At 44.5% G+C, this 24,419-nt stretch carries 21 protein-coding genes; 8 read left to right on the top strand and 13 right to left on the bottom strand.

What is annotated here, in order from left to right:
* Positions 1 to 83 precede the first annotated feature (83 nt).
* On the top strand, positions 84 to 731 hold the full coding sequence (locus tag HUN01_RS10295) for a glutathione S-transferase family protein (protein ID WP_181931181.1): 648 nt from the start codon (positions 84 to 86) through the stop codon (positions 729 to 731).
* 105 nt (positions 732 to 836) lie between these two features.
* On the opposite strand, the gene HUN01_RS10290 is transcribed toward HUN01_RS10295, so the two are convergent.
* Complete coding sequence (locus HUN01_RS10290; protein ID WP_181931180.1) at positions 837 to 1,205, bottom strand: hypothetical protein; 369 nt, start codon at positions 1,203 to 1,205, stop codon at positions 837 to 839.
* Positions 1,206 to 1,316: 111 nt separating this feature from the next.
* Here HUN01_RS10290 and HUN01_RS10285 point away from each other — a divergent pair, with 111 nt between their 5' ends.
* Positions 1,317 to 1,478, top strand: a complete 162-nt coding sequence (locus tag HUN01_RS10285; protein ID WP_181931179.1) for a hypothetical protein — start codon at positions 1,317 to 1,319, stop codon at positions 1,476 to 1,478.
* A 25-nt stretch (positions 1,479 to 1,503) separates the two neighbouring features.
* Here HUN01_RS10285 and HUN01_RS10280 read toward each other — a convergent pair whose 3' ends face one another.
* The 5 genes from HUN01_RS10280 to HUN01_RS36030 all read right to left on the bottom strand — a co-directional run bounded on the left by HUN01_RS10280 (position 1,504) and on the right by HUN01_RS36030 (position 7,916).
* Positions 1,504 to 4,431, bottom strand: a complete 2,928-nt coding sequence (locus tag HUN01_RS10280) for an Ig-like domain-containing protein (protein ID WP_181931178.1) — start codon at positions 4,429 to 4,431, stop codon at positions 1,504 to 1,506.
* A 211-nt stretch (positions 4,432 to 4,642) separates the two neighbouring features.
* Positions 4,643 to 5,488, bottom strand: a complete 846-nt coding sequence (locus HUN01_RS10275) for a sulfotransferase family protein (protein WP_181931177.1) — start codon at positions 5,486 to 5,488, stop codon at positions 4,643 to 4,645.
* A gap of 533 nt (positions 5,489 to 6,021) precedes the next feature.
* Complete coding sequence (locus HUN01_RS10270) at positions 6,022 to 6,594, bottom strand: CAP family protein (protein WP_181931176.1); 573 nt, start codon at positions 6,592 to 6,594, stop codon at positions 6,022 to 6,024.
* A 558-nt stretch (positions 6,595 to 7,152) separates the two neighbouring features.
* Complete coding sequence (locus HUN01_RS10265; protein WP_181931175.1) at positions 7,153 to 7,695, bottom strand: hypothetical protein; 543 nt, start codon at positions 7,693 to 7,695, stop codon at positions 7,153 to 7,155.
* 92 nt (positions 7,696 to 7,787) lie between these two features.
* Positions 7,788 to 7,916 carry a hypothetical protein gene (locus tag HUN01_RS36030; protein WP_257798122.1) on the bottom strand — a complete coding sequence of 43 codons (129 nt, stop codon included), beginning with the start codon at positions 7,914 to 7,916 and terminating at the stop codon, positions 7,788 to 7,790.
* 185 nt (positions 7,917 to 8,101) lie between these two features.
* Here HUN01_RS36030 and HUN01_RS10260 point away from each other — a divergent pair, with 185 nt between their 5' ends.
* Positions 8,102 to 9,475, top strand: coding sequence for a sensor histidine kinase (locus HUN01_RS10260; protein ID WP_181931174.1), 1,374 nt, complete (start codon positions 8,102 to 8,104; stop codon positions 9,473 to 9,475).
* Positions 9,476 to 9,776: 301 nt separating this feature from the next.
* Positions 9,777 to 10,424, top strand: a complete 648-nt coding sequence (locus HUN01_RS10255) for a response regulator (RefSeq protein WP_203219531.1) — start codon at positions 9,777 to 9,779, stop codon at positions 10,422 to 10,424.
* A 792-nt stretch (positions 10,425 to 11,216) separates the two neighbouring features.
* Here HUN01_RS10255 and opcA read toward each other — a convergent pair.
* The 5 genes from opcA to HUN01_RS10230 form a co-directional block, all read right to left on the bottom strand.
* Positions 11,217 to 12,590, bottom strand: coding sequence for a glucose-6-phosphate dehydrogenase assembly protein OpcA (gene opcA / locus HUN01_RS10250; protein WP_181932639.1), 1,374 nt, complete (start codon positions 12,588 to 12,590; stop codon positions 11,217 to 11,219).
* Between the two features lie 118 nt (positions 12,591 to 12,708).
* Positions 12,709 to 14,238, bottom strand: a complete 1,530-nt coding sequence (zwf, locus tag HUN01_RS10245) for a glucose-6-phosphate dehydrogenase (RefSeq protein ID WP_181931173.1) — start codon at positions 14,236 to 14,238, stop codon at positions 12,709 to 12,711.
* 149 nt (positions 14,239 to 14,387) lie between these two features.
* Positions 14,388 to 15,533, bottom strand: coding sequence for a transaldolase (gene tal, locus HUN01_RS10240; RefSeq protein ID WP_181931172.1), 1,146 nt, complete (start codon positions 15,531 to 15,533; stop codon positions 14,388 to 14,390).
* Positions 15,534 to 15,862: 329 nt separating this feature from the next.
* Positions 15,863 to 16,912 (bottom strand): class 1 fructose-bisphosphatase, encoded by a 1,050-nt coding sequence (fbp, locus tag HUN01_RS10235; RefSeq protein WP_181931171.1) that lies wholly within the window; start codon positions 16,910 to 16,912, stop codon positions 15,863 to 15,865.
* Positions 16,913 to 17,165: 253 nt separating this feature from the next.
* The gene (locus HUN01_RS10230) at positions 17,166 to 18,260 is read right to left on the bottom strand and encodes a hybrid sensor histidine kinase/response regulator (RefSeq protein WP_181931170.1); all 1,095 of its coding nucleotides are present in this window, start codon (positions 18,258 to 18,260) and stop codon (positions 17,166 to 17,168) included.
* Positions 18,261 to 18,808: 548 nt separating this feature from the next.
* Here HUN01_RS10230 and HUN01_RS10225 point away from each other — a divergent pair.
* Both HUN01_RS10225 and HUN01_RS10220 read left to right on the top strand, forming a co-directional pair.
* On the top strand, positions 18,809 to 19,528 hold the full coding sequence (locus HUN01_RS10225) for a response regulator (RefSeq protein WP_069073764.1): 720 nt from the start codon (positions 18,809 to 18,811) through the stop codon (positions 19,526 to 19,528).
* 405 nt (positions 19,529 to 19,933) lie between these two features.
* Positions 19,934 to 21,622, top strand: a complete 1,689-nt coding sequence (locus HUN01_RS10220; protein WP_181931169.1) for an NAD(P)H-quinone oxidoreductase subunit 4 — start codon at positions 19,934 to 19,936, stop codon at positions 21,620 to 21,622.
* A 112-nt stretch (positions 21,623 to 21,734) separates the two neighbouring features.
* Here HUN01_RS10220 and HUN01_RS10215 read toward each other — a convergent pair whose 3' ends face one another.
* Positions 21,735 to 21,974 (bottom strand): hypothetical protein, encoded by a 240-nt coding sequence (locus tag HUN01_RS10215; protein ID WP_181931168.1) that lies wholly within the window; start codon positions 21,972 to 21,974, stop codon positions 21,735 to 21,737.
* A gap of 60 nt (positions 21,975 to 22,034) precedes the next feature.
* On the bottom strand, positions 22,035 to 22,406 hold the full coding sequence (locus HUN01_RS10210; protein WP_181931167.1) for a hypothetical protein: 372 nt from the start codon (positions 22,404 to 22,406) through the stop codon (positions 22,035 to 22,037).
* Positions 22,407 to 22,612: 206 nt separating this feature from the next.
* Here HUN01_RS10210 and thrB point away from each other — a divergent pair, with 206 nt between their 5' ends.
* Both thrB and HUN01_RS10200 read left to right on the top strand, forming a co-directional pair.
* On the top strand, positions 22,613 to 23,527 hold the full coding sequence (gene thrB / locus HUN01_RS10205) for a homoserine kinase (protein ID WP_181931166.1): 915 nt from the start codon (positions 22,613 to 22,615) through the stop codon (positions 23,525 to 23,527).
* A 29-nt stretch (positions 23,528 to 23,556) separates the two neighbouring features.
* Entirely contained in the window at positions 23,557 to 24,066 is a 510-nt protein-coding gene (locus tag HUN01_RS10200) for a hypothetical protein (RefSeq protein WP_181931165.1), read from the top strand.
* The last annotated feature ends 353 nt before the right edge of the window (positions 24,067 to 24,419 follow it).

Below are 24,419 nucleotides of genomic sequence, written 5' to 3'. Positions count from 1 at the left end.
CCCAAGGATGTGTTGCAATCATTAATTGAATTGGTATTAGCTCAGATTGGATAGTAATCAGCCACCAGAAAAGGAACCTTTTTATGATCATTGTTCATCATCTTAACAACTCGCGATCGCAGCGTGTGCTGTGGCTCCTCGAAGAATTAGGTATCGAATATGAGATCAAATTCTATGAACGCGATCCAAAGACGATGATGGCGCCGGAGTCGCTACGCCAAGTTCATCCCCTCGGTAAGTCACCAGTAATCACAGATGCAGACCTCACCATTGCTGAATCGGGTGCAATCATCGAATACCTCGTTAATCGCTACGGCAATGGTCGCCTAGTTCCCGCATCCGATACACCAGAGCATCTGCGCTATACATATTGGCTGCATTACGCCGAAGGCTCTGCAATGCCACCGTTGGTAATGAGGCTGGTCTTGAACAATTTCGGGGAAGGAGACAGCAACGTAGTTAGAGGATTTGTTGCGCCCCAGATCAAACTTCACTTTGATTATATAGAAGGTGAACTTCGTAAAAGTACGTGGTTTACAGGAGAGGAATTCACCGCCGCTGATATCCAAATGAGCTTTCCCCTGGAAGTAGTCGCCATGCAAAAAGAAGAGGTTCAGAACCGGCCAAAGCTGAAAGAATTTGTCGATCGCATTCATGCGCGACCTGCTTACAAACGCGCCCTTGAGCGTGGAGGCGAGTATGACTATATCACAAAGACAAAGACGCGATAAATCGCCGTCTCTACAAAGGAATTATTGTAGAGACGGCGATTTATCGCGTCTCTTGCTCTTGGTGTAGAGCGATCGCACATCTAAAATGTGTTAATTTTTGCTAGCTCATGATGCGACTAACTTTTTGCGGCTAGGACGCTTATGGTCTGATTTTTTCTTCAGTCCTACAGCTTGGGCTTGATCGCTATCCGAACCATATTGTCCGCGCACAACTTCTTTCATTCCTAACACCGCATTGTGAAATTCCCATTCTGCTAATCGCGCAGCATCAGCAGCAGCACGGTATAAAGTTAGTTTTTCGGTTTCGGCTTGTTGCTGGGCTAACATAGCTTGATAAGTTTGCTGTAAGTTAGTAGCAGAGGCATCAGCACGGGTTGTTTCATAAGTGGCGATCGTTTGCAAACCGTGCCACGAAGTCACATCTTCACTAATTACTTGAGGGCGCAAACGACGTGTTTTATCTGGGATAGGCATATCAGTATACTGTTGTAATCTACATATTTAATGTGCCCATTGCAACCCTAAAGCTAACAGTAAGATGAGATTTTTAGATAAAACAAGGTTAAACAAAGAGTAAGCTCGTTCTTGCAGGGCGATGCATCAAAGGTGCAGGGCGATGCATCAAAGGTGCAGGGCAATGCATCAAAGGTGCAGGGCGATGCATCAAAGGTGCAGGGCGATGCATCAAAGGTGCAAGGCGATGCATCAAAGGTGCAGGGCGATGCAACTAAGCAATTTGTAGAGTGAGCAAACATTTGCCCACTCTACACACTTAAACAGAGATAAAATTGTTCTGTGTCAGCGTAGTGGTATTAAACCCACTCAGCACCGCTAGAGTTTGATTGCCTAAACTAATCTGATTGCCAGAGAAGGATAACTGATTGAAACTCAAGCCAGACAAGCCGATTTTATCACCCTGACCTAAACTAAAATCGGTAATTGTTTCTCGACCTGCGGCTTTCTCCAACACAAAGATATCGCTACCAGTACCGCCAGTCAAGTTATCATCTCCCTTGTCACCATCGAGGAAATCGTTACCCGCACCGCCGACGAGTAAATCTTGACCGTTACCACCAATTAGACTGTCGTTCCCGTCACCGCCATAGAGTTTGTCATCACCGTTATCGCCTTCAAGACGGTCGTTATCAGCATCACCATAGAGTGTATCTTGACCGTTACCGCCATAAAGTTTATCGTTGCCAGTACCGCCATAGAGTTTGTCATCACCATTGTCACCCACAAGGCAGTCATTCCCAGCATTGCCGGAAATGGTATCTTGGGCGTTGAGTCCGTTAATGATGTCGTTGCCGGATGTGCCGTTGAGGTTATCGTTATTATTAGTGCCGTTGAGGTTGACTCCCACAGCCACCGTTACCATTGCGACATCTGTGCCACCATTGCCATCGCTGACGGTATAGTTAAAGCTGCCATTGCCAGTAAAATTGGTTGTGGGAGTAAAGACGACATTGCCACTACCATTTAAGCTGACAGTACCGTTAACACCGTTACTCACAGCAGAGATGCTTAAAGTAGAACTGTCTACGTCGGTATCGTTAGCTAACAGGTCAGCTTTCAGCAGAGTCAAAGGTGTATTTTGATTGGCGCTGGCAGAGTCATCACCAGCGACAGGTGCATCGTTGACGGGAGTTACTGTTAGGTTAAAGGTATCGTTAGCACTGGCATTGCTGATGTCAGTTGCGGTAACTTTGATGCTAATTGTGCCGTTATTTGGGTCATTGGGGGTACCGCTGAAGGTGCGGGTATTGGCGTTGAAGGTTAACCAAGTAGGTAAGGGGTTGCCGTTAGCGAGGGTGGCTGAGTAAGTTAAGCTGTTACCAGCATCAACATCAGCAAAGGTATTAGTTGGAAGAGTAAAGCTGAAGAAACCATCTTCTAAGGTAGTTTGATCTGCGATCGCATTTGCTAAAGTTGGCGCATCGTTAACACCGTTGATGGTAACGACAATATCTTGAATAGCTGTGCCGTCAACAGATTGAACCGTAAAGGTTTCAGCTTTAGTTTGACCAGCACCTAAGAACTGCACTGCACTGTTAGCAACGCTGTAGCTGTAGGTTCCCGCATCGGTGATACTCAAGTTCCCAAGATTACCTATAGCTGATGTAACCGTAGTGTTGAATAGGCTTTCACCTGCATCAACATCGCTGACAGTGAGAGAACCTGTAGCGGTGAGGTTGGGGGTAGTTGTATCTTCTGTAACTGCTGCTGTGGCTGTGCCAGTAATACTTGCAGCATCATTAACACCGTTGATAGTGACGTTAACGGTAGCAGTATCCGTTCCACCGTTGCCATCAGAAATAGTGTAATCAAAGCTATCGGTAGAAGTTGCGCCAACAGCCAAAGATTCAAATTGACCGTTAGGGTTGTAGTCAAAACTTCCATTAGCATTAAGAGTCAGTAAAGCACCAGAGGTGAGGGTAATCTCAGTGCCAACATTAGCCGTATTACCATTAACTTCACTAACAGTCAGGATATCTCCCGTATCTGGGTCAGTATCATTGGCTAGGACATTGCCACTGAGGGTGGTGTCTTCATTGGTGGTGGCATTGTCGTCTACAGCAGTTGGCGGATTATTATTATTGGTGGAAGTTATTTCTGTGCCGTAGACATCATCATTATTAGTCGGTGTCCCCGCATCATTAGCTGCACTGTTGCCACTGAAGGTAGGCTGCGACCCCACAGAATTGACGGTAGGCAGAACGGTAGGCATTCCCTGGTTATTGCCGTTGGTATTGGTGGTGGACTGCATGATGAAGATTGCCCCACCTAAACCTTGACCTGAGTTAGTCCCCGTGCCACCTGTAGCCGTGTTGTTGGTAAAGCTGGTGTTGTCGAGGGTTAAAGAACCACTGCGGACGAAGATACCACCTCCTAGTCCAGCACCGCCGCCGCCGCCGTAGTAGCCGCCGTTGCCGCCGCCGAAGCCGCCGCCAGCGCCGCCATTGTTGCTACCACCGCCTAAGCCGCCGCCGCCGCCGTAGCCGCCATTGTTGCTACCACCGCCTAAACCGCCGCCGCCGCCGAAGCCGCCAGCACCGCTGCCGCCAGCACCGCCGCCGCCGAAGCCGCCAGCACCGCCGGCGAAGGTGCCACCACCGCCGAAGCCGCCATTGCTGCTACCGCCATAATTGCCGTTGCCGCCGTAACCGCCGTAACTGCCACTGCTAGAACCAAACAGTCCGCCGCCGCCGTTGCTAGAATTGCCAAACATCCCACCGCCGCCGGTACCACTGACAAGGACACTGCCGCCTTGTGCTGCGTTATTACTGAAAGCGACATTAGTTAAGGACACATTGCCATCATAGATAAATAACCCACCCCCCAGCCCGGCACCGCCGCTACCTAAACCACCGCCGCCTTGCGCCCGTCCGTTGGTAATCGTCAGGTCAGAAATACCGACGGTTCCTGACAGGATGAATAGGGGGCGCACGTCGCCATTGTCGTTGATGCCGTTGTTATTAGCATCGCCACTGATGCTGTTGCCGTTGCCCACAATAGTGATGTTGCTATTCACCAGGGTTTTCATTACCCCAGTGATACGGACATTGCTATTAATGGTAATGGTGTCATCCCCTTCTATTTGGTTAGCTTGCAGAATTGCCCAACTGAGAGTACCTTCAGTATTTCCAAGACCGTTATCTGTAGATTCGGTAACGATGAAATTATTTGAGTCTACTGGCATGATTTTTTCCTATTGTGTGAATTGAATGAGTAGAAACTTTCACCTTTAAAAAAACGTGAGTTTGACAAGTCTTATTTGACCTCTCCCCCAACCCCTCTCCGTGTCGGAGAGGGGAGCAAAAGGCTGAATTTTTCTTTGCTCCTCCCTTTCCGTTTCGGAGAGGGAGGCTGGGAGGGAGAGGTTCATTAAACTCACGTAAAAAAAAGGGGAATTAAGATTTAACCGTTGTGTCTGTTGGTTGGGCGACAATCAAATTCGCCAAACTATTGCTAGGATTTGTCCAAAAAGACAACTGATTAAATTGGGTAAATAAATCCGGTGGCAAAATGGTTTGCCTCTCTTGCAACTCGACTTTAGAACGAACTGTGTGCAGTCCTTTCAGGTTGAGTCGGTTGTCAAATTCCGGTGCATCATATTGGACATTTTCAAAGTCATGGTTAAATGGTTCTTCTTCTAAAAATTGATAAATTAAATGCAAAACCTTATCCGGCTTTTGCGCTAATAAGTCGTAATCGACTAACAATAACCGCGAGCTATATTCGCTATAAAAAGCTTCTTTAAGAGCGTTATAGGCAAACCCCACTAACCGTCCCCCTTGACTCAAGGCTTCGGTACGGGTGTAAACGGTGGCGCGTTCGGTGGGGTTGTTAAATAAGCGGGAAACATCAAAGGAGTTTTTTCTAACTAGCCTTTCGATGCTGTCCATAATCCAAGCCACATTCCGCACGCAGCAAATCACTTTGGAGTGAGGAAATAATTCGTGAATTAAGGACAATTTGCTACACCACAAGCGGTTAGTGTCGAAGATGACTTCTTTCTCGGCTTGGGACTGGTAGAATGTGGAAAAAATATTTAAAGTTAATGCCCGTTTTTGCTCTGGGGTGATGAAGACGGAAAATTCGTTGTCTTCGCTCATGGCTTCGAGCATTCGATTTACTAGACTACCCACAGGGCTAGACATACTGGCATGAAACTGGGGATTTTGCCGCAGTAAGGCTCCGAGTAAGGTGGAACCGGAACGAGGTAAGCCGGAAATAAAGTGAATTTTGGCAGTCATAATGGTTAATTAGCTTGATTTGTCGCCTGGAGAAATTGAATGTTTCTCTAGGCGCGACATCATTTAATAACGAACTAGCATTGAGGTTAGAAAAGCGCAGCGAAATCGCCCCCTATGCTGTCTGCGTTGGGGGATGAAAGCTAGAGCTTGATAGTCTGCTGACTAGGCAGTTGTTTACATTTTTGATAGTGAAGTGGATTATATAGCGATCGCCTTAATTGCCGCATCGAACAAAGATCCAAGTTTTGACTAGGATCTTTGTCCGATATAATTAATACTTATGTTGAATGATGAAAGTGGCGATACCTACGGTGGGCTACGCCAACGCTTCTACTCCATAAAGACTGAGCAAATATAGCGTTTCTCTGTTGAGTGCAATACAGACCTAACCCCCAGCCCCTTCCCTATAAGGGAAGGGGAGTAAGATTCAAAGCCTCTCTCCTTTTAGAAGAGAGATCAAAGTGTATTGCTTCCATTTAAGAACCGCTATATTTGCCCACTTTATTTAGACAAGTTGAGCAAACAGCAGACAACTAGGGTTTCAGCACGTTATCAGCAAACTGTCCTTGCACATTTCCTGCGGGAGAATACTGACAAACTACATAGAAGCCATCGTACTTAGTACCCTCAATTGTTGCAGGGCCAGGTGCAGCACCACAGCCTACTTTGGTACTGCCTTTCCAAACTACCTGAGTAAAATGCCCGGTGTCGCCAGAAAATACAGGCTTGGTGTAGTCATAGTTTTCAATTTCACTGTACCAGTCTTGAACTGCTGCGCTACCTAAGTTTGTTGAGTCTCCACCTCCACTCCAGTATATATTCTCTCCTACATTGTTTCGATTGGTACTGTGTTCTAAGTCACCTTTAGCTGCTATGGTTTGTGCCCAAGCTTGGGCGCTCTGGTTGAGAGTATCATCGATAGTCACGTTAGGACTCTTATGCTTGGCTCGATAAGTGTTGTGTGCAGGTACCACATCGCTACGCAACTTGGCTAGGTCAATAGATGTCTGTCCTAAAACAAAGTGAGTACCGATTGTTGCTCCAGTGAGTGCAATAGCTAAAGTTGTAGCTGTTGTTAGGGTTAGAGTTGAAAAAAATTTCTTCATGGTTTTGTATTTCTTGAGTTAACTTTTGTAGGTCAATGCAACTAAGGTGCAGGTCGATGCAACAACATTGGAGCCTGGTAGGTAAGGGGAAAAATTCCTAGAGCGGTAAAACTTGCTAGAGGTAGGTTGGAAGCATAGTAAACTCGTTTGATATTTTCTAAGACGCATACGTAATTAAGCCTTTAGTCTCACCTCTCCAGTTAGTTTTGCCGTTCTAGAAAAATTCAAAGCTTCATTAGCTCACCGCTTCTATCGGCTGGGCGACAATCTCACTTCCTTAAAAGCTACGGTGTACACACAAGTCTGAAATAGCTGAAAAACCCAAGGTTTTACCCCACCCTAACCCTCCCCGATGCATTGGGGAGGGAACTAGATTTTCTTGCCCAATGCATCGGGGGGATTGAGGGGGGTAATTCGACTTGTGTGTACGCCGTAGCCCTTAAAAAAGGAGGCTTTGAATTTTCTCTTTTCTAAGAAGAGAGCGTTAGAAAAAAGTGAAAAACTTAGAAGGTTCGGTTCCGCGTTGGATTTTGTACGCAGCTAAAACCCATGCCAAAGTTAATTGGCTTTGATTTGTTGTCCTGAAAAATTGAATGTTCCTACAGGCGGGACATTATCTAATAACGGATTAGCATTGAGGTTGAACAAACGCAGTGTGATAGTCCCTTGTACTGTCTGCGTTTGGGGATTAAAGCTGGCTTGATAGTCGGCTCGGCCAATGCTACCAGTAGATCCTGCGCTTCCTGGATAAGCAAAGGTAATTGATCTGGCACTGACCCCAGTTTTACCATCACACTTCCAAGCACCTTGTCCACTACTAAAGGGATTGAAGATGTTGGTAACACCACCTTGATTAGAGTCAATAACAAAAAAGTTACCATCTGCGGTAAGTGTTATGACTCCACGAGATCCGATTGTGCCATTTGGATTGAAAATTTTTGTTAGATAAGCACCAGTGACATTTAGGCGACAACGTGCTGTATTAGCAATAGTTTCTGGTACGGAGAAGTCGTCACCCCTAACGACATTAGGAGTGGCAAGCAATGTACAAGCCAAAACAGAACTAAACAACAAAGTATTGCGAGACCAGATTTTGTTCATTGATTACACAGATTTGGTTACTTTGTAAGTATTCTCAACCAAACATTGTGTAGAGATATTGCAATACAACATCTTTACGCAATGCAACGTTTCTACTGAACCGTATTGGCGCATAAGCTTCTACACCTGTGCGCTTCGATCGCAAAGGCAAAGCGATCGCCTAAATATTGCTTAAATCTTTGACGTAATGGATTGTACAGCGATCGCCTTGGTGAGCGCATCGGATACTTGTCCTATTTTTGACTAGGATCAATGACCTATAATGCACTAGGTCATTGATCCTATATATCTATAATTTTGTTCTATTTTCTGATTTGCAGAATCAACATTGATCTGCGCGAGTAGCAGTAAAGTACGGTGAAATTTCTACGTTATCTATCAAACAAGTTTCTTGTGAAATCAGGTAATGACTATTATTTCAACCCTCTTGGGTATATTTGCTGGCATTTGCTTGTATGTTGGTCTGTTACACCTGCTAATTGCCTCTGGGCGATTAAAACCGGTGCTGCACTTCTGCTTTGGGCTAACTTGTTTGGTAACTTTTAGTTATATCTTGGCTCTTATACCAAAATATAAAGCCATTGATGTGGATGAATATATCAATGCGAAAAGATTGGCATCGTCTTTAGGGTTTCTTTTCACAAGTGTTTGTGTCTGGTTTGTAGCTGTATATACCCAATTTAAGCCAGTGCGTATACTTTTGGGACTCAATAGCCTCTACGTCATCTGCTTCCTAATTAACCAAATTTCACCGGCTAGCATTCAGTATTCTTATATCAATAAGCTATCGACTATCACTATGCCTTGGGGTGAACCGATTACCCAGCCAGAAGGTATGCTCAATTACTTATTTGGGTTGCAACTCCTAGCTTTAACCAGTAATGTAGTTTTTGCTTTTTACGCTTGTTACCGTCAATATCAGCGTGGTGAAAAGTCATCTGCTCTGACTCTAGGTGTAAGCTTGGCGATATTAGTAGGAACTGCTCAACACGATCGCTTAGTGGATTTGGGGCAAATAAAATCCATATATATTGCTGAATATGGTTTTGTGTCCTTGGTTGTAATTATGAGTCTACGCCTGACAAAGGAGTTGATGCAAGCGGTGAAGCTACGCGAACAATTGGTTGAAAGCGAACGGCTACGCAAGATTGCTGTGGAACTGGAGCGAAATCGCCTCGCCCGTGACTTACACGATTCAGTATCGCAGACATTGTTTACTGTGGCGACAATTGCCGAAGCTTTGCCTAGAGTCTGGAAACGCAACCCAGAGACAGCCCAACAGGGATTAGAAGAACTCGCCCAATTGACACAGGGGGCGTTAGCAGAAATGCGGAATCTACTAGTCGAGTTGCGTCCTAATGGTTTGGTAGAGAAACCTTTAGGTGAGTTGCTACAGCAGTTAATCAAGGGAATTCTAGGACGGACAAGTTTAGAGGTAATAACTACGGTAGAAGGCGATCGGCCTCTATCTGATGAGGTAAAGCTTGTTTTCTGCCGCATTACTCAAGAGGCACTGAATAATATTATTAAATATGCCCAAGCAACGCAAGTATCAGTCAGACTCCACGGCGATTCACAGGAAATAGTCTTGCGTATCAGTGATAATGGCTGTGGTTTTGACTCCAACAAAATACCATCTGGTCATTTGGGAATAGCAATTATGAAAGAACGGGCTGAGTCGATTGCTGCTACTTTCCATTTGTCAAGCTATCCAGGAGAGGGAACTGAGATTGTCCTGAGTTGGTCAACGGCTGTGAATAAAATAGGGAGTGAGGAGTAAAGAATTGGGTATTGAGCATTAAGCATAAATAAAGTTAACTATATAAAGGCGTGATTTATTCTTTTTGATTGTTGATTGGTAAAGTTTTTAGGCATATTTATTTTTGTAATATAGTTATGTTTATTTCCATCGGCTTACCGAGAAAAGATCGCTTTACATACTATGTTGTAAGATTTTCCCGTGATTGACTGGCGAGAAATAAAAAATTAAAGATTAAGAATATAACGTATAAATACTGAAAATAAAACAATTAATGTAATGTAAATGTACTAAAAATAGTTTTAATACTGCGGATTTATTTATGGAAAAAGATAAATCAGTGAAACCGATTCGGGTCATTACTGTTGACGATCATGAAATCTTGCGGGGAGGTATTAAATTTCTCTTGCTGGCATTTGATGACATGGAATTAGTGGGTGAAGCGCGTAATGGAGATGAAGCAGTAGATTTGTGCGAACAGTTGCAACCAGATGTAGTGCTGATGGATTTGATGATGGTGGGGATGAATGGGGCAGAAGCAACCAAAGCTATCCGCAAAAAATATCCAGAAATTCAAGTTTTAATTTTGACGAGTTTTTTTGCGAATGACTTGGTACAGCAAGCAATGCAAGCCGGAGCTATTGGCTACCTGCTCAAGGGTATCTCGATTGATGAGTTGGCGGATGCCATCCGATCTGCTGCGATCGGTCGTTCTATGTTGGCAGCAGAGATTATTCAGGCTTTGCTGCAACCGAGCAAACCATCATCTCAACCTGTTTACGAACTGAGCAAGCGACAGGAAGAGGTCTTAGCACTGCTGGCTTTAGGATTAAGTAATGACGCGATCGCTCAACGAATGAAATTGAGTCCTTCTACCATCAGGCATCATGTCAGCCAAGTACTAAATAAATTAGGAGTAACAAACCGCACTGAGGCTGCAACTACAGCAGTGCGAGTCGGATGTGTTTAGTATTGGTGAATTAACTTAGTTACTTTTGAATATTTGATATTGCAAACAAAGTTTTAAGATAATTGATTTTGACAAGAGTAGTAGCGATACTTACGGTGGGCTACGCCAACGCTACTACTCTTGTCACGCCAGTAGGCTAATTAGTTTTTACAACTTTAATGCATCAAAGTTGCAGCCTAGTAGGGGGCAATAGCTCTCAGTTAAGGCAAGAGACGCGATAAATCAGGACTTTGGTATCTCAATATAGTTCAGATAAGACCAAAACACTTGTAGAGACGGCGATTTATCGCGTCTCAAAAACCCACGATTTTGTCAAGTAGCCCTTAACCCAAGCGTATTGTTTGGTATCTAGTCCAAAAAACCAAGGAAAATAAAAAAACCCTCCAGATTATTGAAATATCCAAAAATCTGAAGAGTTTGTGTTTGATTTTCGCATTTGGTAACTTTTATTTTTTCTAGGCGAAGCTAACGCCAAAGGGGTTTCCCTCATGAGTGACGGCAGCGCAGCGTTAGCGAGTCTTATCTACGACACCCTACGCCAGCGTCTCCGTTAGGAGCTACGGTGTACACACTGGTAATGAAGCCCAAACCCTGGATTTACCCCCCTTAATCCCCCCTTGCAAAGAGGGGAAATATTCGGTTCTCCCCCTTTGCAAGGGGGAGTTAGAGGGGGTGAGAAGGACTTGTGTGTACACCGTAGCCGTTAGGAGAGGGGTCAGGATTTTAGTCCTTGACTTGAGCGCTTTAGCGCTCACTACAAAGCCGGCATTGTTGTGTTGCCTTGTCAGAGTACTAATTTGTTTCCAATTTGAAAATACTCGCTGTCACTCCCAGACTTTCTTCAAACAGTGATTCGCGTCCCCAACGTTGTACCTGCTGACTCAGCAATGCTTCCGCCTTTTGTTCCGAAAGTGAAGTCACCTGTTGAAACAGACCGGCAGATTGGGCGCCACCGTGGGTTTCCATCCGCATACAGCCACCAGTTTCCGAGCAAATTACGGTACCTGAGTCTGCCTTCGGATTTGTCGAACTTAGGCGCAAGGCAATCAAGTCGCCAGCAATCTCACCCACATCAGCCAGGGGAACACCCGCTAATTCGGTTTCCACTTGCCGTTGGTCTTGGGCAATAAAACGAATGCGAGTGATATCATAATCTCCCGTTTCCTTTTGGTATGAAACTGGCTGCCATTCTAGACGACTTGCCAGCCAACCCAAAAACAGCAAAGCTTGGGCGGGGTTGCCTTTTTCGTAATCAATAGTTACTCGGTCAACTTCTCTGAGGGCCGCCCGACGGTGAGGTGAGTCGTAGGCTTCAGCTGTCAATTCCTGCCATGCTGAGAGGCGACGCCAGTTGAGGTCAGCCAGAGGAACCCCACTTTCCACCAATTCTTGTAGGCGGAGTAAATCACTTTCTGGCTCGTTAAAGCGGCAAGAATCCACAATTACATTGTTACAAACTGCTGCCAGCCGCTTGAATAGGTTGTTGTTGGGGACTGGAGTTGCTTTCCACCAAAGAAACTTTGGTAAGCCACCAATCAATAATGCTGGAATCAAGCCACCAATGCGTTCCAAGGCAGCAGCAGTTCCACTAAGAGTTATGTATTCGCAGCAAATTAGTGTACTTGACGATTGCTTTTGGATGGGGCAATAGGCAGAAACTTGAGCCTTGACACCTTCATCTTCGCCAGCAATGGGAAACAGCGCAATAATCCGGCAAGGGTTGCGGAGGGCGATTTCATCGGCAATTCTGGGGCTTGGGGCATTTAAGCTGGGAAGATCAATAGAACCATTATCCCCACCAGCCCCGTTTCCTTGACGTTTGGCGAATTCTTCTCTCAAGATAGCCAAGGTTTCAGGTGTTGCTGTGCCAGTATCCGGCAGTCCATATTTTGTCTGCACTTGCCGCAAAGCAGCTACCATCTGAGGCCCTAAAATTCCGTCAAGCGGACCGTTGTAAAATCCCAAACTAGCCAAAAGATATTGGGTTTCTTCTGGTTCGTAAACCACTAAGGTAAATGTCGTGGCCCGAGTCGCAGCAGGAAGCCCACCGTCCTCGCCAGTAATGCCGTAGCTTTGCCAAATTTGATTAAGTTCCGCCTCTATTTCATTAAGCGAAATATCTTTTGGCGCCTGAAGTGAAAAAATTGTAGAAGCTTGGGGAGCCATAGGAAGTTTTGGATTTTGGATTTTGGATTTTGTCATTTGTCATCTGTCATTTGTCATCTGTCATTTGTGTTTTTACTAGTGACTAATGACCAATGACTTAATGACTAATGACTAATATTTAGAGTCTGCGCCAGCGACGGCCATCTTGGTTAATTAACAATTCTGCTTCCGCTGGTTCCCAGGTACCGGCTTCGTACTGGGGAATAGTATTTGCGTCGGCGGGTGCATCCCAAACGGAAAGGGCTGGTGTTACTACCTGCCAAGCTGCTTCTACTTCGTCCGCGCGGGTGAACAATGTTTGATCGCCCATCATACAATCAAGGAATAAGCGATCGTAGGCATCAGATGTTGCTTGGATGCCAAAGGAACCATAACTAAAGTCCATGTCAACGGAACGGGTGCGGAATTCTGCCCCTGGCATTTTCACATCAAAACGCAGGGAAATACCTTCATTTGGCTGAATCCGCATCGTCAAAACATTGGCGTTTGTCTGCTGGGCAGCCGATTGGAACATCCGAGACGGAACTTCGCGGAAGTGAATGGAAATCTCACTGACTTTTTTCGGCATCCGCTTTCCGGTACGCAAGTAGAAAGGAACACCTTTCCAGCGCCAGTTGTCCACCAAAAACTTCATTGCGACGTAGGTGGGTGTGGTGGAGTTGGGATCAACACCTGGTTCTACTCGATACCCTGGCACTGCTTGACCCTTCATCCAGCCGGCGCTATATTGACCACGGACTGCTGACCGCGACAGATTGTGAACATCAGCTAAACGAGTAGCTTGGAGTACCTTCACTTTTTCTGTGCGGATGCTGTCGGCATCCATTGCGTTGGGTGCTTCCATCGCCGTTAGGCAGTAAAGTTGCATGAGGTGATTTTGCAACATATCCCGTAGTGCGCCGGCGCTTTCATAGTAACCAGCCCGGTCTTCCACTCCCACGGTTTCTGCCACGGTAATTTGCACGTGGTCAACAAATTGACGATTCCACAACGGCTCAAAAATCGCATTGGCAAAGCGAAACACCAGCAAATTCTGGACTGTTTCTTTACCCAAGTAGTGATCAATCCGGTATACTTGATTTTCTTTGCAATATTTCTGTACCACTTGGTTAAGACTCTGGGCAGAAGCCAAGTCCCGACCAAAGGGTTTTTCAACTACTAGACGATGTTTGTAGGGATCTTCTAGCATCCCGGCGCTTCCTAGCTGCTTAATCGCTTCGGGAAAGAATGAGGGAGCAACCGAAAGGTAAAACATGCGATTACCTCGCGTGCCCCGTTTTTCGTCTAATTCACTCAATAAGTTTTTTAGTTTCTGGTAGCCTTCGGGGTTGTCTATATCCCCAGGACTGTAAAACAGACCTTGAGAGAAGTCTTGCCAGAGTTCCCCTAAATCGACATCAGGATGCGCTTCTTCCATGCCCTTTTGCATTTGTTCACGGAAGTACTCGTGACTCCATTCTCGACGTGCCACACCGACAATGGTCGTTTCTGGGGGAATCCGCCGTTCTCGCCGCAATTTGTAAAGCGCTGGCACTAGTTTGCGCCAGGTGAGATCACCAGAAGCGCCAAAAATGACTATAATCTGGGGTTCAGGCATCCCTTGTTGTTGCAGACCAACGCGCAAGGGATTTTCTAGCAGACTAACCATAACAATTTTGGATTTTGGGTTTTGGATTTTGGATTTTGGAATTGGGAATTGGGAATTGGGAATTGGGCATTGGGAATTGAGGAAAGAATTCTTATAACTCCCATTCCCCATTCCCCATTCCCCATTCCCCATTCACCATTCCCCATTCCCTACACTGGTGACAATACCTTGATCTTGTCTTCTAAAGAGTTCATCAAGGACTGGAAGGGCTGGATAAACTTGTCAATACCATCGACTAACAGTTCATCCATTACGTTATCGAGATCGATGTTGATGTCGGGATCTTTGAGGTTTTCGATCAGCGTGTAAGCATTATCTAAATCTGTTTCTAAGCGATCGCCTACGTTACAATGATCGGCACAAGCTTTAATGGTCGCTGGTGGTACGGTGTTGACAGTATCATGACCAATCAACTCTTCGATATACATCACGTCTCTGTAGTTGGGGTCTTTGGTACTGGTGCTAGCCCAAAGTAGCCGTTGTACTGTGGCTCCTTTTGCTGCCAAATCTTGCCAACGCTCGCTTCTAATGATTTTCTTGTATTCTTGATACGCAATCTTAGCGTTAGCGATCGCTACTTTTCCTTTAACAGCTCTTAGCTTTGCTTCCACGGAAATATCATCAACGCCTTTTTTCAACTTAGCATCAATCTTGCCATCAATGTTGCTATCGATCCGGCTGAGGAAGAAACTAGCAACTGATGCAATTTTACTAATGTCCTTACCTTCAGCTACCCGTTTTTCTAAGCCACGAATATAAGCCAAAGCTGTGTTGATATAGCTTTCTACAGAAAACAGCAGCGTAATATTAACATTCATCCCTTCGGCTATTACCTGTTCTACTGCTGGCAAACCAGGTTCTGTACCGGGAATTTTAATCATCAGATTTTCCCGACCAATTTCTTGGAAATAGCGGCGGGCTTCGGTTATGGTTGCTTCAGTATCATGGGCGATGGTTGGCGGTACTTCAATACTCACATAACCATCTAGTCCATCCGAGGCTTCATAAACAGGGCGTAAAATATCACAGGCATTACGGATATCTTTAAAAACTAGGGATTCGTAAATTTTGTATGTCGGTAAGCCAGCCCGAACTCCGGCTTCGATATCGGCATCATAAATAACGTTACCAGCGATCGCTTTTTCAAAGATAGCTGGGTTAGAAGTTATCCCAGATATACCTTGATTTTCCACTAGGTCTTTGAGTTCGCCTGATTGAAGAATGTCACGGGTCAAATTATCCATCCAGATACTTTGACCGTATTGCTTAATTTCTAGTAGATGATTGGTAGACATAGCTAGTTTATTTCACTCCTGTATTGTGATGCTTCTAAGTAAAGTTGGCAAAACGCATCAAATTATTGATGGTTACTTTTGAATTGTGGCGTTGCCAATCACTTATTACATCGGCCAGCTGAGATAATCCTTAATTGATCTTCAAAAAGCGCTATTTTGCATCCCCAATCCTAAATCACCATGATTAACGTTTAATTAATGGCAGATGAGAGTACAGCATAGAGAAAATAAGTCACCCTTATAAAACGTCTAAGACCCTTACGTAACAGTAATTACGAATTACGTTAGCGCAGCGTTAGCGACGCAGGAGCGTCATTACGAATTGTCTTCTAGTGCCCGTTTTGAATAAAAGACTCCACCTTTGCGACATCCTCTTTGCTACCAATAATTAAAGGCGTGCGTTGATGCAGTTTTTTTGGCACCACATCCAAGATATTTACCAGTCCTGTAGTAGCACGACCACCTGCTTGCTCAATCAAAAAGGCAAGAGGAGCGGTTTCATAAAGCAAGCGTAATTTCCCTTCTGGGTTTTGAATTGTCCCTGGGTAGAGAAACACACCGCCTTGAACCAAAATTCTATGGATGTCGCTGACCATTGCGCCGCTATAACGAGCGCTGTAGCCTTCTGTGCGATGAACGTAGCGAATGTATTCTCGAATCGATTCTTCCCACTGCCAGAAGTTACCTTCGTTCACGCTGTAAACAGAACCATGTTTAGGAATCTGAATATTCTCTTCTGTGAGAATAAACTCTCCTAAGCTGGGATCGAGGACAAAGGAATGAACGCCCTTACCTATAGTATAAACCAGCATCGTGCAGGGGCCATACAGGATGTATCCAGCAGCAAGCTGCTTACGTCCGTTGGTGAGGAGGTCAGTTGCTTTACCATCGCTATCAGTTCCTTCTTGCTGGCGAATGGCGAAAATGGAACCTAAGCTGAGATTGTTATCAGTGTTAGATGAGCCATCAATTGGGTCATATAGTAGGGTATAGCGACCAATGGGGCAATTTTCCGGGATGTAATAGGGATTTTCCATTTCCTCAGAAGCGAGGCGACAGACTAAGCCGCTTTGCTTAAACACTGAGATAAATACATCATTGGCGTAGACATCCATCTTTTTGACGGATTCACCTTGGACATTAACTTCTCCAGTAAATCCGAGAACGCCTTCCATTAAACCAGCGCGACTCATGCGCCGAGCAACCAGTTTGCCGGCCAAGGCGATGCGATTCATCAGCGCACTTAAATCTTGTGCATCTGGCGAAAAACTCTGAAGTTGTTGGAGGACGTGACGGGATAAGGTTGTACAATCACGATCTAAGGCTCTGTCTGTAATTTCATTGATAGGCGATTCTAAGGATTCTGGCGTTTTAGCCATTTTTATGTTCTCCGCAGCCACTAGCTGTTAGTTGGGTTTTAGTCGTGTATGGCAACTTATAGTTGCTGCTTCTATCTTAGAAAGGTAATTTGATAACTTAGATGCGACTTTAGATAAACTAAAGAAATGAATCTTTATTTTAGAGAGCGATTCTCCTAAAACGTTACTCATCTCTAGAAAGTTCAACTCACGACTTTGCTCATCAGGATTTATCCTCTTTAGCCAAGACGAGGTTTTTCTATGAATCCTTCTTTTAGTTTTCGCTAGCTATAGGTAGACGGATAGTGAATGTACTACCCTGCCCTGGTTCAGATATCACATCGATTGAGCCTTGATGTGCTTCGATAATGTAGCGAGATAGATATAGTCCCAAACCACTACCAGAACGTTGGTGTTTCCCTTGACGAAATCGCTCGAATAATCTTGCCTGGTCTGGTTTAGAAATTCCTGGCCCCGTATCTTGGATATCAATAGTCACATCTGCCGGAGTGAGGTAGCAGCGAATATCTACAGAGCCTTTGTCTGTAAATTTGATAGCATTGCCAATGAGATTTGTCAATACTCGTCGCAGTTCTACGCGATCGCCCATGATGGTGATTGCAGTTTCACTTCGATCAATATTTACAGCTAATCCTTTTTCTTCAGCTAAGGGAGTTAATTCTAGAGAAACTTCACTAACTAATTCCTGAATATTGCAGGGAGAAATTTTTAAGGTTTTACAGCCCGCTTCATGACGATAAACTTCTAGCAAGGTATTTACCATTTCCAGCAGGTCTTGATTGCTGCCGATCATGGTATCAATTATTTCTTGCAATTGTGGCGAAACTTCGCAAAATCTTCCTTCCAACAATAATTTTAGTACGCGGTTGGAGGCTACCAGCGGTATACGTAAATCGTGAGTAAAACGCGAGACAAAATCTGCTCGGAGGTTAGCCATCTGATCTCGTTCGTCGATACTATGTTTGAGGCGCAGGAGCGATCGCACTCGTGCATGTAGTTCATCAGGATCAAATGGTTTACGAATGAAGTCATCGGCACCAGCATCGAGTCCTTCCACAACGCTAGACTCATAGTGAGCCGTGAGCAGCAGAATGGGGATAAATGGCAACGCCTGATTCTGCCGGACGCGGCGAGTAAATTCATAGCCATCGATCTCCGGCATCATCACATCTAAGAGAATTATGTCTGGGAGTAACTCCTCAACCATAGCCAGAGCAATTTTGCTATCTTCCACCAAGCTAATTTCATAGTCCTCATCTTCTAGGACTGCTTCTAACACCAGTAGATTGTCAAAAACATCATCGACAACGAGAATTTTATCTTTTTTGACAGTTTTAGTTAAAGACATGGCTAAATAAAAAAAAGAAGTGCTTGGCTATCCCTAGCAAATCTAGTAATAGCTTACTTCACCAGCGCTGAGATGATTAAGGATTCACATTTTCCTTTAAAGTCTCCCGAATTTAATCTCTTTTTAAGTAATTAAACGTATGCGTTATTGCAATATACAGCACATAGTGATGTATATTGCCTTTGGAGACATCGACCTCTGCGTGGCTGGATAAATTCCTCCAAGTAAGTCGAGTCATAGAAAGAGAAAACCCAAGAAGTAATTATTGGAATCCTATTGGGTATCTTCCGTGGGAGGATGTCAAGGGATAAGGTTATGGCGTTAATTACATGAGGTATATCATAGTCTTCTCCTCTTGCTAAGGTGAAGGGGCTGGGGGCGGGGTTTTTGTACCTCACTCAAGCAAGAAGTGCCATATTTATGCCTAATGGTAGATGAAGTTCAGGGAACAATACCAAAGGCATTGCTTTTTGTATAAGATACCGAATAGAAGAACGAGATTATTTTAATCTGTACTTTGAGATAAATAACAGTAAAGTTAAGCAACTATGAGTGAAATCAAGATCCTTGTGATTGAAGATCACAACCTGACAAGAATCGGTTTACGATCTGCCTTACAAACCCAGCCAGAGTTTAACATTGTTGGTGAAGCAGCCAATGCAACTGATGGCATCAAGCTTCTGAAAAGTCTCAAGCCGGATGTTGCTACTATTGACATTGGTTTGCCTGACATGGATGGTATTGAGCTAACACGCACATTTAGGCAATACCAAGCAGAGAATGAAGACTATACAACAAAGCTGCTAATTTTAACGATGCAGAATAGTGAACAGGCAGTTTTAGCAGCGTTTGCAGCAGGTGCAGATTCTTATTGCATGAAGGATATCGAAACTGAGAAACTAGTAGAGGCTGTGCAAACGACATACTCAGGTAGTTCGTGGATTGATCCAGCGATCGCAGACCTTGTACTACAACAAATACGTCAAGATTTCCCCGATGGCAGCAGAGGCGCATCTGGAAAAAGAGTCTTGATTGAAGGTATTGACCCAGATACAGAGAAAAGTATAGTCAGCTATCCTTTAACTCACAGAGAGATGGATGTTTTAGAGTTGATTGTCGCTGGCTGTGACAATGCAGAAATTGCCAAAAGACTCTATTTAACAGTCGGTACTGTCAAAACTCATGTTCGAGGTATTCTCAATAAACTCTGTGTTGCTGACCGTACACAGGCTGCTGTCCGTGCGTTGCGGGCTGGATTAGTCCCGTGAGCAGTTCAGAAGGCAGGAGGCAGGAGGCAGAAGGCAGGAGGCAGGAGGCAGGAGGCAGGAGGCAGAAGGGAACCCATGTTTAAAAAGGTGGGATTGAAGTAAGGACGCTAAGTTTTCTCGTGCTAGGCATCTCCACACAATTTTTTTATACTAGTGGGCTGCTAGACCCACAACTAAAGTTTTTATTAATACTTCTTTCCTTCTGCCCTCTGCTCTCTGCCTTTCTTTGTAAATAGCCATCATGAACTGCCTACACAAGACCAGATTATAATCTTTCTTCCCCATTCCCCATTCCCCATTCCCCATTCCCTAAAAGCATTTAACTGGGACAAAGATTTATTAAGAAATTGTTACAAAGTTTAGTAGAATGACATAATTGACGAATAAGTATTTTTTCTCATATACATGATAGCGGATCAATTTCCTTGGCTTACCGCAATTGTCTTGCTGCCACTCGTTGCTTCCCTGCTTATCCCTGTGCTGCCTGATAAAGATGGCAAGCGCGTGCGGTGGTATGCATTGGGTGTAGGTATTGCAGACTTTGCATTAATGTGCTACGCCTTTTGGAAGCATTACGATGCCAGCAGTGCTAGTTTTCAAATGGTGGAAAATTATGCCTGGGTGCCTCAGTTAGGTTTTAACTGGGCGGTATCAGTTGATGGGCTTTCAGCGCCACTTGTGCTTTTAGCAGGATTTGTCACCACACTCTCGATATTTTCAGCTTGGCAAGTTGATCACCGACCCCGCCTTTTCTATTTCCTGATGCTGGTGCTGTATTCGGCACAAGTAGGGGTGTTTGTTGCTAAAGACTTGCTGCTATTTTTCATCATGTGGGAAGTAGAGCTGATTCCCGTCTACCTACTAGTCTGTATTTGGGGTGGGCAAAGGCGTCGTTATGCGGCTACGAAATTTTTATTGTATACCGCAGCAGCTTCTATATTTATTTTGGTAGCAGCCCTGGCAATGGGGCTATACGGCGGCGGTAATATGACATTTGACATCACCGCCCTGGCCAACAAGGAATATCCCCTTAGTCTACAACTGCTACTTTATGCAGGATTGTTGATTGCATTTGGTGTCAAACTTGCTGTTTTCCCCATGCATACTTGGTTGCCTGATGCTCACGGCGAAGCATCATCTCCTGTATCGATGATTCTGGCTGGTGTGTTGCTGAAGATGGGCGGATATGGACTAATTCGCCTAAATCTTGAACTACTTCCCGATGCACATATTTACTTTGCGCCGGTTCTAGCTATTCTGGGTGTTGTCAACATTATCTATGGTGCATTGAACTCCTTTGCTCAGACCAATATGAAGCGGCGTTTGGCTTATTCGTCGATTTCTCACATGGGGTTTGTACTGCTTGGGATTGCGTCCTTCACTGATTTGGGAATCAACGGCGCGATGTTGCAGATGATTTCGCATGGTTTGATTGCATCGGTGCTGTTTTTCTTAGCGGGCGTTACTTACGATCGCACCCACACAATGGTAATGAAAGATATGGGCGGTATTGGTCAAGCCATGCCCAAAGTCTTTGCCCTGTTTACAATCGGAACAATGGCATCTCTGGCACTTCCCGGTATGAGCGGCTTTGCTGGCGAACTCTCGGTATTTGTTGGGATGACAAGCAGTGACGTTTACAGTTCAACTTTCTGCACCGTAACGGTTTTTCTTGCCGCAGTTGGAGTCATCCTTACACCGATTTATCTACTTTCCATGCTGCGAGAGGTGTTTTATGGTAAAGACGCAGCACTGCTATGCGACATTAATAATGCAGGCTTGGAAAATCAAGAAGATGACGGAACAGTTTGTTTTGGTACAGACTGTCTTGTGCCAGAAGATGCAGTCTACGAGGATGCTAGACCCCGTGAGGTGTTTATCGCTGCCTGTTTTCTGCTGATGATTGTTGGCATTGGTTTCTATCCCAAAATGGCGATGCAGATGTACGACGTGAAGACTGTCGCAGTGAATGCTAATCTTCGCCAGTCTTATGCCATAGTCTCGCAAACCAATCCCCAGATTTATGCGAAGGTACTCTTGGTTCCGCAAATTTCCGAGGTTGAAGTAGCGCCCGTTTTGGGAACTTTGAAGTAAGTTTTTTAACCAAAAGACTTGTTGAAAAGAGCTATCTCTAGATGTCTTTCTGAGGAATAACAGAGTATTGATAGCCGCTCAGTATGAGTAGGCTATCAATTTCAAATAATTCTCAAGATGCCCAAGATGTTTTTTCTGGAAAAGCTCCTTTTTTCCAATTTTGCCAAACCTTTACTGCTGCTCGTTGAAAAAATGCCTGCGAGTTTTGCTCTGGGGTTTCTTGAAGTTCCTTAATTTCTCCACTTAATTTATCTATCCATAAAGAGCCGAGACGATCTTCATGTGCGCCAAAGCGATAAGTAACGCCGATCTCATCCTCCTTTTCTTTTAGAATCAATACGTAAAAAGCCATAATAGATTAATGTGGTCTTTAAAAGTTGGATACTTTAGTTTTAACTCATTTGAGTTATGCTCATGTTACTGAGGGACTCCACAAACGACCAGAGCGTTCAGTAGCGTCATGAGCTGTACGGTAGTTAGTATGGAAAATGCCTTCAAATCTCGATTCAAAGTATTCATGTTCCAGTAATCTCAAATCTTCAGGGTTAAAATTACCTTGCTGTAACCTAATCCAGGCATCTGCTATGTCTGGATCGGGACTAAAGCGGTTAAATCCGAGATCGTAATCCAACTGGTGTTCATCATAAAACAAATGTTTTTTGATCCGTCGAATGCGAAACTCTGCCCATCCAGTGTTACATACAATCCCTGCTACATCGTCAGCATTACGAATAGCATCATACGCTTCAGGAGCGTACTCAAGAAAGCGCTTTAAATATTCCATTTATTAAGTTAGTTAATATAAATAGTCAATAATAAATATATGAAGTAACAATAACATTATTTTTCAATCATTAGGTAAAAAAACAGATTAATAAAATATAAACACTCAGATGGGTATGCAAACTACCACAATAGATAATTAGCATCATTAGTAAACAAATCACCCCTTTACATGGGATGCTAGTTGATGATTAGTGAGTTTTGCCAATGTCTGTTGTTTCTACCATTACTGTTACCGTTCCCGCCACAACTGCGAATTTGGGGCCTGGTTTTGATTGCATCGGTGCAGCATTAAAGCTGTACAACGAGTTCAAGTTCACTCGCCTAGAAGAAGGTGGGTTAACTATTCATGTCACGGGTTCGGAAGCTGAACGAGTCCAAACTGATGAGAGTAATCTCCTTTACCAAGCCTTTGTCAAGTTCTATCAACATATAGAGCAGACGCCGCCGACTGTGAAAATAGAGATTAAGTTAGGTGTCCCGTTGGCGCGGGGTTTGGGTAGTTCGGCCACAGCAATTGTTGGTGGGTTGGTTGCTGCTAATCAACTTGAAGGTACGCCGATGAGTCAGTTGCAGGTGATGGAGTTAGCGATCGCAATGGAAGGACATCCTGATAATGTAGTTCCAGCTTTGTTGGGAGGATGTCGTCTTGCTGCTACCAGTGGTACAGCTTGGGAAATTTGTGATGTCCCCTGGCATAAAGATGTTGTACCAGTTGTGGCTATTCCTAATTTTGAACTTTCTACTTCAGAGGCGCGGGGTGTTCTCCCCACTGAAGTGAGTCGCGCCGATGCGATTTTCAATACAGCACATTTGGGATTATTGTTGCGCGGCTTGGAAACTGGTAACGGACAATGGTTAAAGACAGCTTTGCAAGATAGATTGCATCAGCCATATCGCAAAGCTTTGATTCCTGGTTATGATGCTCTCAACATCGCAGCTGTTAGTGCTGGTGCTTATGGTATGGTAATTAGTGGTGCGGGGCCGACACTGTTAGCTTTGGCGGATAAATTACACTCAGAGGCTGTGGAGGCGGCGATGTTAGCTGCTTGGCAAGAAGAAGGAATTACAGCCGAGGTGCGATCGCTTTCTCTCGATACCCAAGGCGCAAAAAGCTTTTAATATTTTACTCAGCACTTAAAACTCGATTTATGGAGCAAATTCAGGCTGAAATGGCGGCGCTTAAATCTCAAATTCAGATTCTCCTAGAAGAACGCGCTGCACTCACTATCAATAATGTAATCTCTGGCGAGAATGAATCACCCCAGGCAATGGTGGAAGCTTACCGCCGTCAAGCCAGAGAAAATGCCCAATTATCAGTTGAACTCCAGGGCATAGATGCAGCGATCGCCGCTTTGGAAGGCCAGATAAAACAAAAACAAACTAAATTAGTGCGTTGGGAAGGTCAATCAAAACAACTTATTCAACAGCAGCAGCTAGAGGAAGCGAAAGAAGTGGCACAGGTTCATGCTCAACGCATTAATCAACTAGCAAGTGAACTGGCGACAGAAGTCCGTTTTCTTAAGGCTTGTGCCAATCAACTGAGTCCAATGTATTGGCAGATTTATTACAAACCCTTCATCACTGGATTCAAAACAATCTCTGTTCCCTATGTCCGCTCTGATGGGGAAGTTTGGACAATTGTCAACAGAATCATTTAATACTTTAGATTCAGGAGGTAGAAGGTCGAACGTAACAGCGTGTCGTAGACAAGGCAGTTCAAGAGAGAGGAACCCCTTTCAAGCTTACGGTGTACACACAAGTCCTAAAAACCTAGCTTGATAAGCATTTCCTCGTTCCCAGTCTCCGACTGGGAATGCATTCATTGAGTCTCTGACTCAATATCTGATACCAGTTAAATTAATGATTGCAACACATCCTTGGGTAAAGACGCGATGAATCGCGTCTCTACAAATGGTCTATTTGTCGCATTCTTTTTTCAAATTGGTATGACTAGAGGCTCTGCCTCTAATCAGGCATTCCTATGCTCTGCATAGGAAGGAGATAAACGAGA

The sequence above is a fragment of the Nostoc edaphicum CCNP1411 genome, from assembly GCF_014023275.1.
GTDB classification, from domain to species: Bacteria; Cyanobacteriota; Cyanobacteriia; order Cyanobacteriales; family Nostocaceae; genus Nostoc; species Nostoc edaphicum_A.
The sequence above is the reverse complement of the archived record's forward strand: the minus strand, read 5'-3'. Positions and strand labels throughout refer to the sequence as shown.

What these genes read in the sequence shown, in the direction of transcription:
- HUN01_RS10295 (WP_181931181.1), top strand. Translation starts at nt 84, where the DNA reads ATGATCATTGTTCATCATCTTAACAACTCGCGATCGCAGCGTGTGCTG.
- HUN01_RS10290 (WP_181931180.1), bottom strand. Translation starts at nt 1,205, where the DNA reads ATGCCTATCCCAGATAAAACACGTCGTTTGCGCCCTCAAGTAATTAGT.
- HUN01_RS10280 (WP_181931178.1), bottom strand. Translation starts at nt 4,431, where the DNA reads ATGCCAGTAGACTCAAATAATTTCATCGTTACCGAATCTACAGATAAC.
- HUN01_RS10275 (WP_181931177.1), bottom strand. Translation starts at nt 5,488, where the DNA reads ATGACTGCCAAAATTCACTTTATTTCCGGCTTACCTCGTTCCGGTTCC.
- HUN01_RS10270 (WP_181931176.1), bottom strand. Translation starts at nt 6,594, where the DNA reads ATGAAGAAATTTTTTTCAACTCTAACCCTAACAACAGCTACAACTTTA.
- HUN01_RS10265 (WP_181931175.1), bottom strand. Translation starts at nt 7,695, where the DNA reads ATGAACAAAATCTGGTCTCGCAATACTTTGTTGTTTAGTTCTGTTTTG.
- HUN01_RS36030 (WP_257798122.1), bottom strand. Translation starts at nt 7,916, where the DNA reads ATGCGCTCACCAAGGCGATCGCTGTACAATCCATTACGTCAAAGATTT.
- HUN01_RS10260 (WP_181931174.1), top strand. Translation starts at nt 8,102, where the DNA reads ATGACTATTATTTCAACCCTCTTGGGTATATTTGCTGGCATTTGCTTG.
- HUN01_RS10255 (WP_203219531.1), top strand. Translation starts at nt 9,777, where the DNA reads ATGGAAAAAGATAAATCAGTGAAACCGATTCGGGTCATTACTGTTGAC.
- opcA (WP_181932639.1), bottom strand. Translation starts at nt 12,590, where the DNA reads ATGGCTCCCCAAGCTTCTACAATTTTTTCACTTCAGGCGCCAAAAGAT.
- zwf (WP_181931173.1), bottom strand. Translation starts at nt 14,238, where the DNA reads ATGGTTAGTCTGCTAGAAAATCCCTTGCGCGTTGGTCTGCAACAACAA.
- tal (WP_181931172.1), bottom strand. Translation starts at nt 15,533, where the DNA reads ATGTCTACCAATCATCTACTAGAAATTAAGCAATACGGTCAAAGTATC.
- fbp (WP_181931171.1), bottom strand. Translation starts at nt 16,912, where the DNA reads ATGGCTAAAACGCCAGAATCCTTAGAATCGCCTATCAATGAAATTACA.
- HUN01_RS10230 (WP_181931170.1), bottom strand. Translation starts at nt 18,260, where the DNA reads ATGTCTTTAACTAAAACTGTCAAAAAAGATAAAATTCTCGTTGTCGAT.
- HUN01_RS10225 (WP_069073764.1), top strand. Translation starts at nt 18,809, where the DNA reads ATGAGTGAAATCAAGATCCTTGTGATTGAAGATCACAACCTGACAAGA.
- HUN01_RS10220 (WP_181931169.1), top strand. Translation starts at nt 19,934, where the DNA reads ATGATAGCGGATCAATTTCCTTGGCTTACCGCAATTGTCTTGCTGCCA.
- HUN01_RS10215 (WP_181931168.1), bottom strand. Translation starts at nt 21,974, where the DNA reads ATGGCTTTTTACGTATTGATTCTAAAAGAAAAGGAGGATGAGATCGGC.
- HUN01_RS10210 (WP_181931167.1), bottom strand. Translation starts at nt 22,406, where the DNA reads ATGGAATATTTAAAGCGCTTTCTTGAGTACGCTCCTGAAGCGTATGAT.
- thrB (WP_181931166.1), top strand. Translation starts at nt 22,613, where the DNA reads ATGTCTGTTGTTTCTACCATTACTGTTACCGTTCCCGCCACAACTGCG.
- HUN01_RS10200 (WP_181931165.1), top strand. Translation starts at nt 23,557, where the DNA reads ATGGAGCAAATTCAGGCTGAAATGGCGGCGCTTAAATCTCAAATTCAG.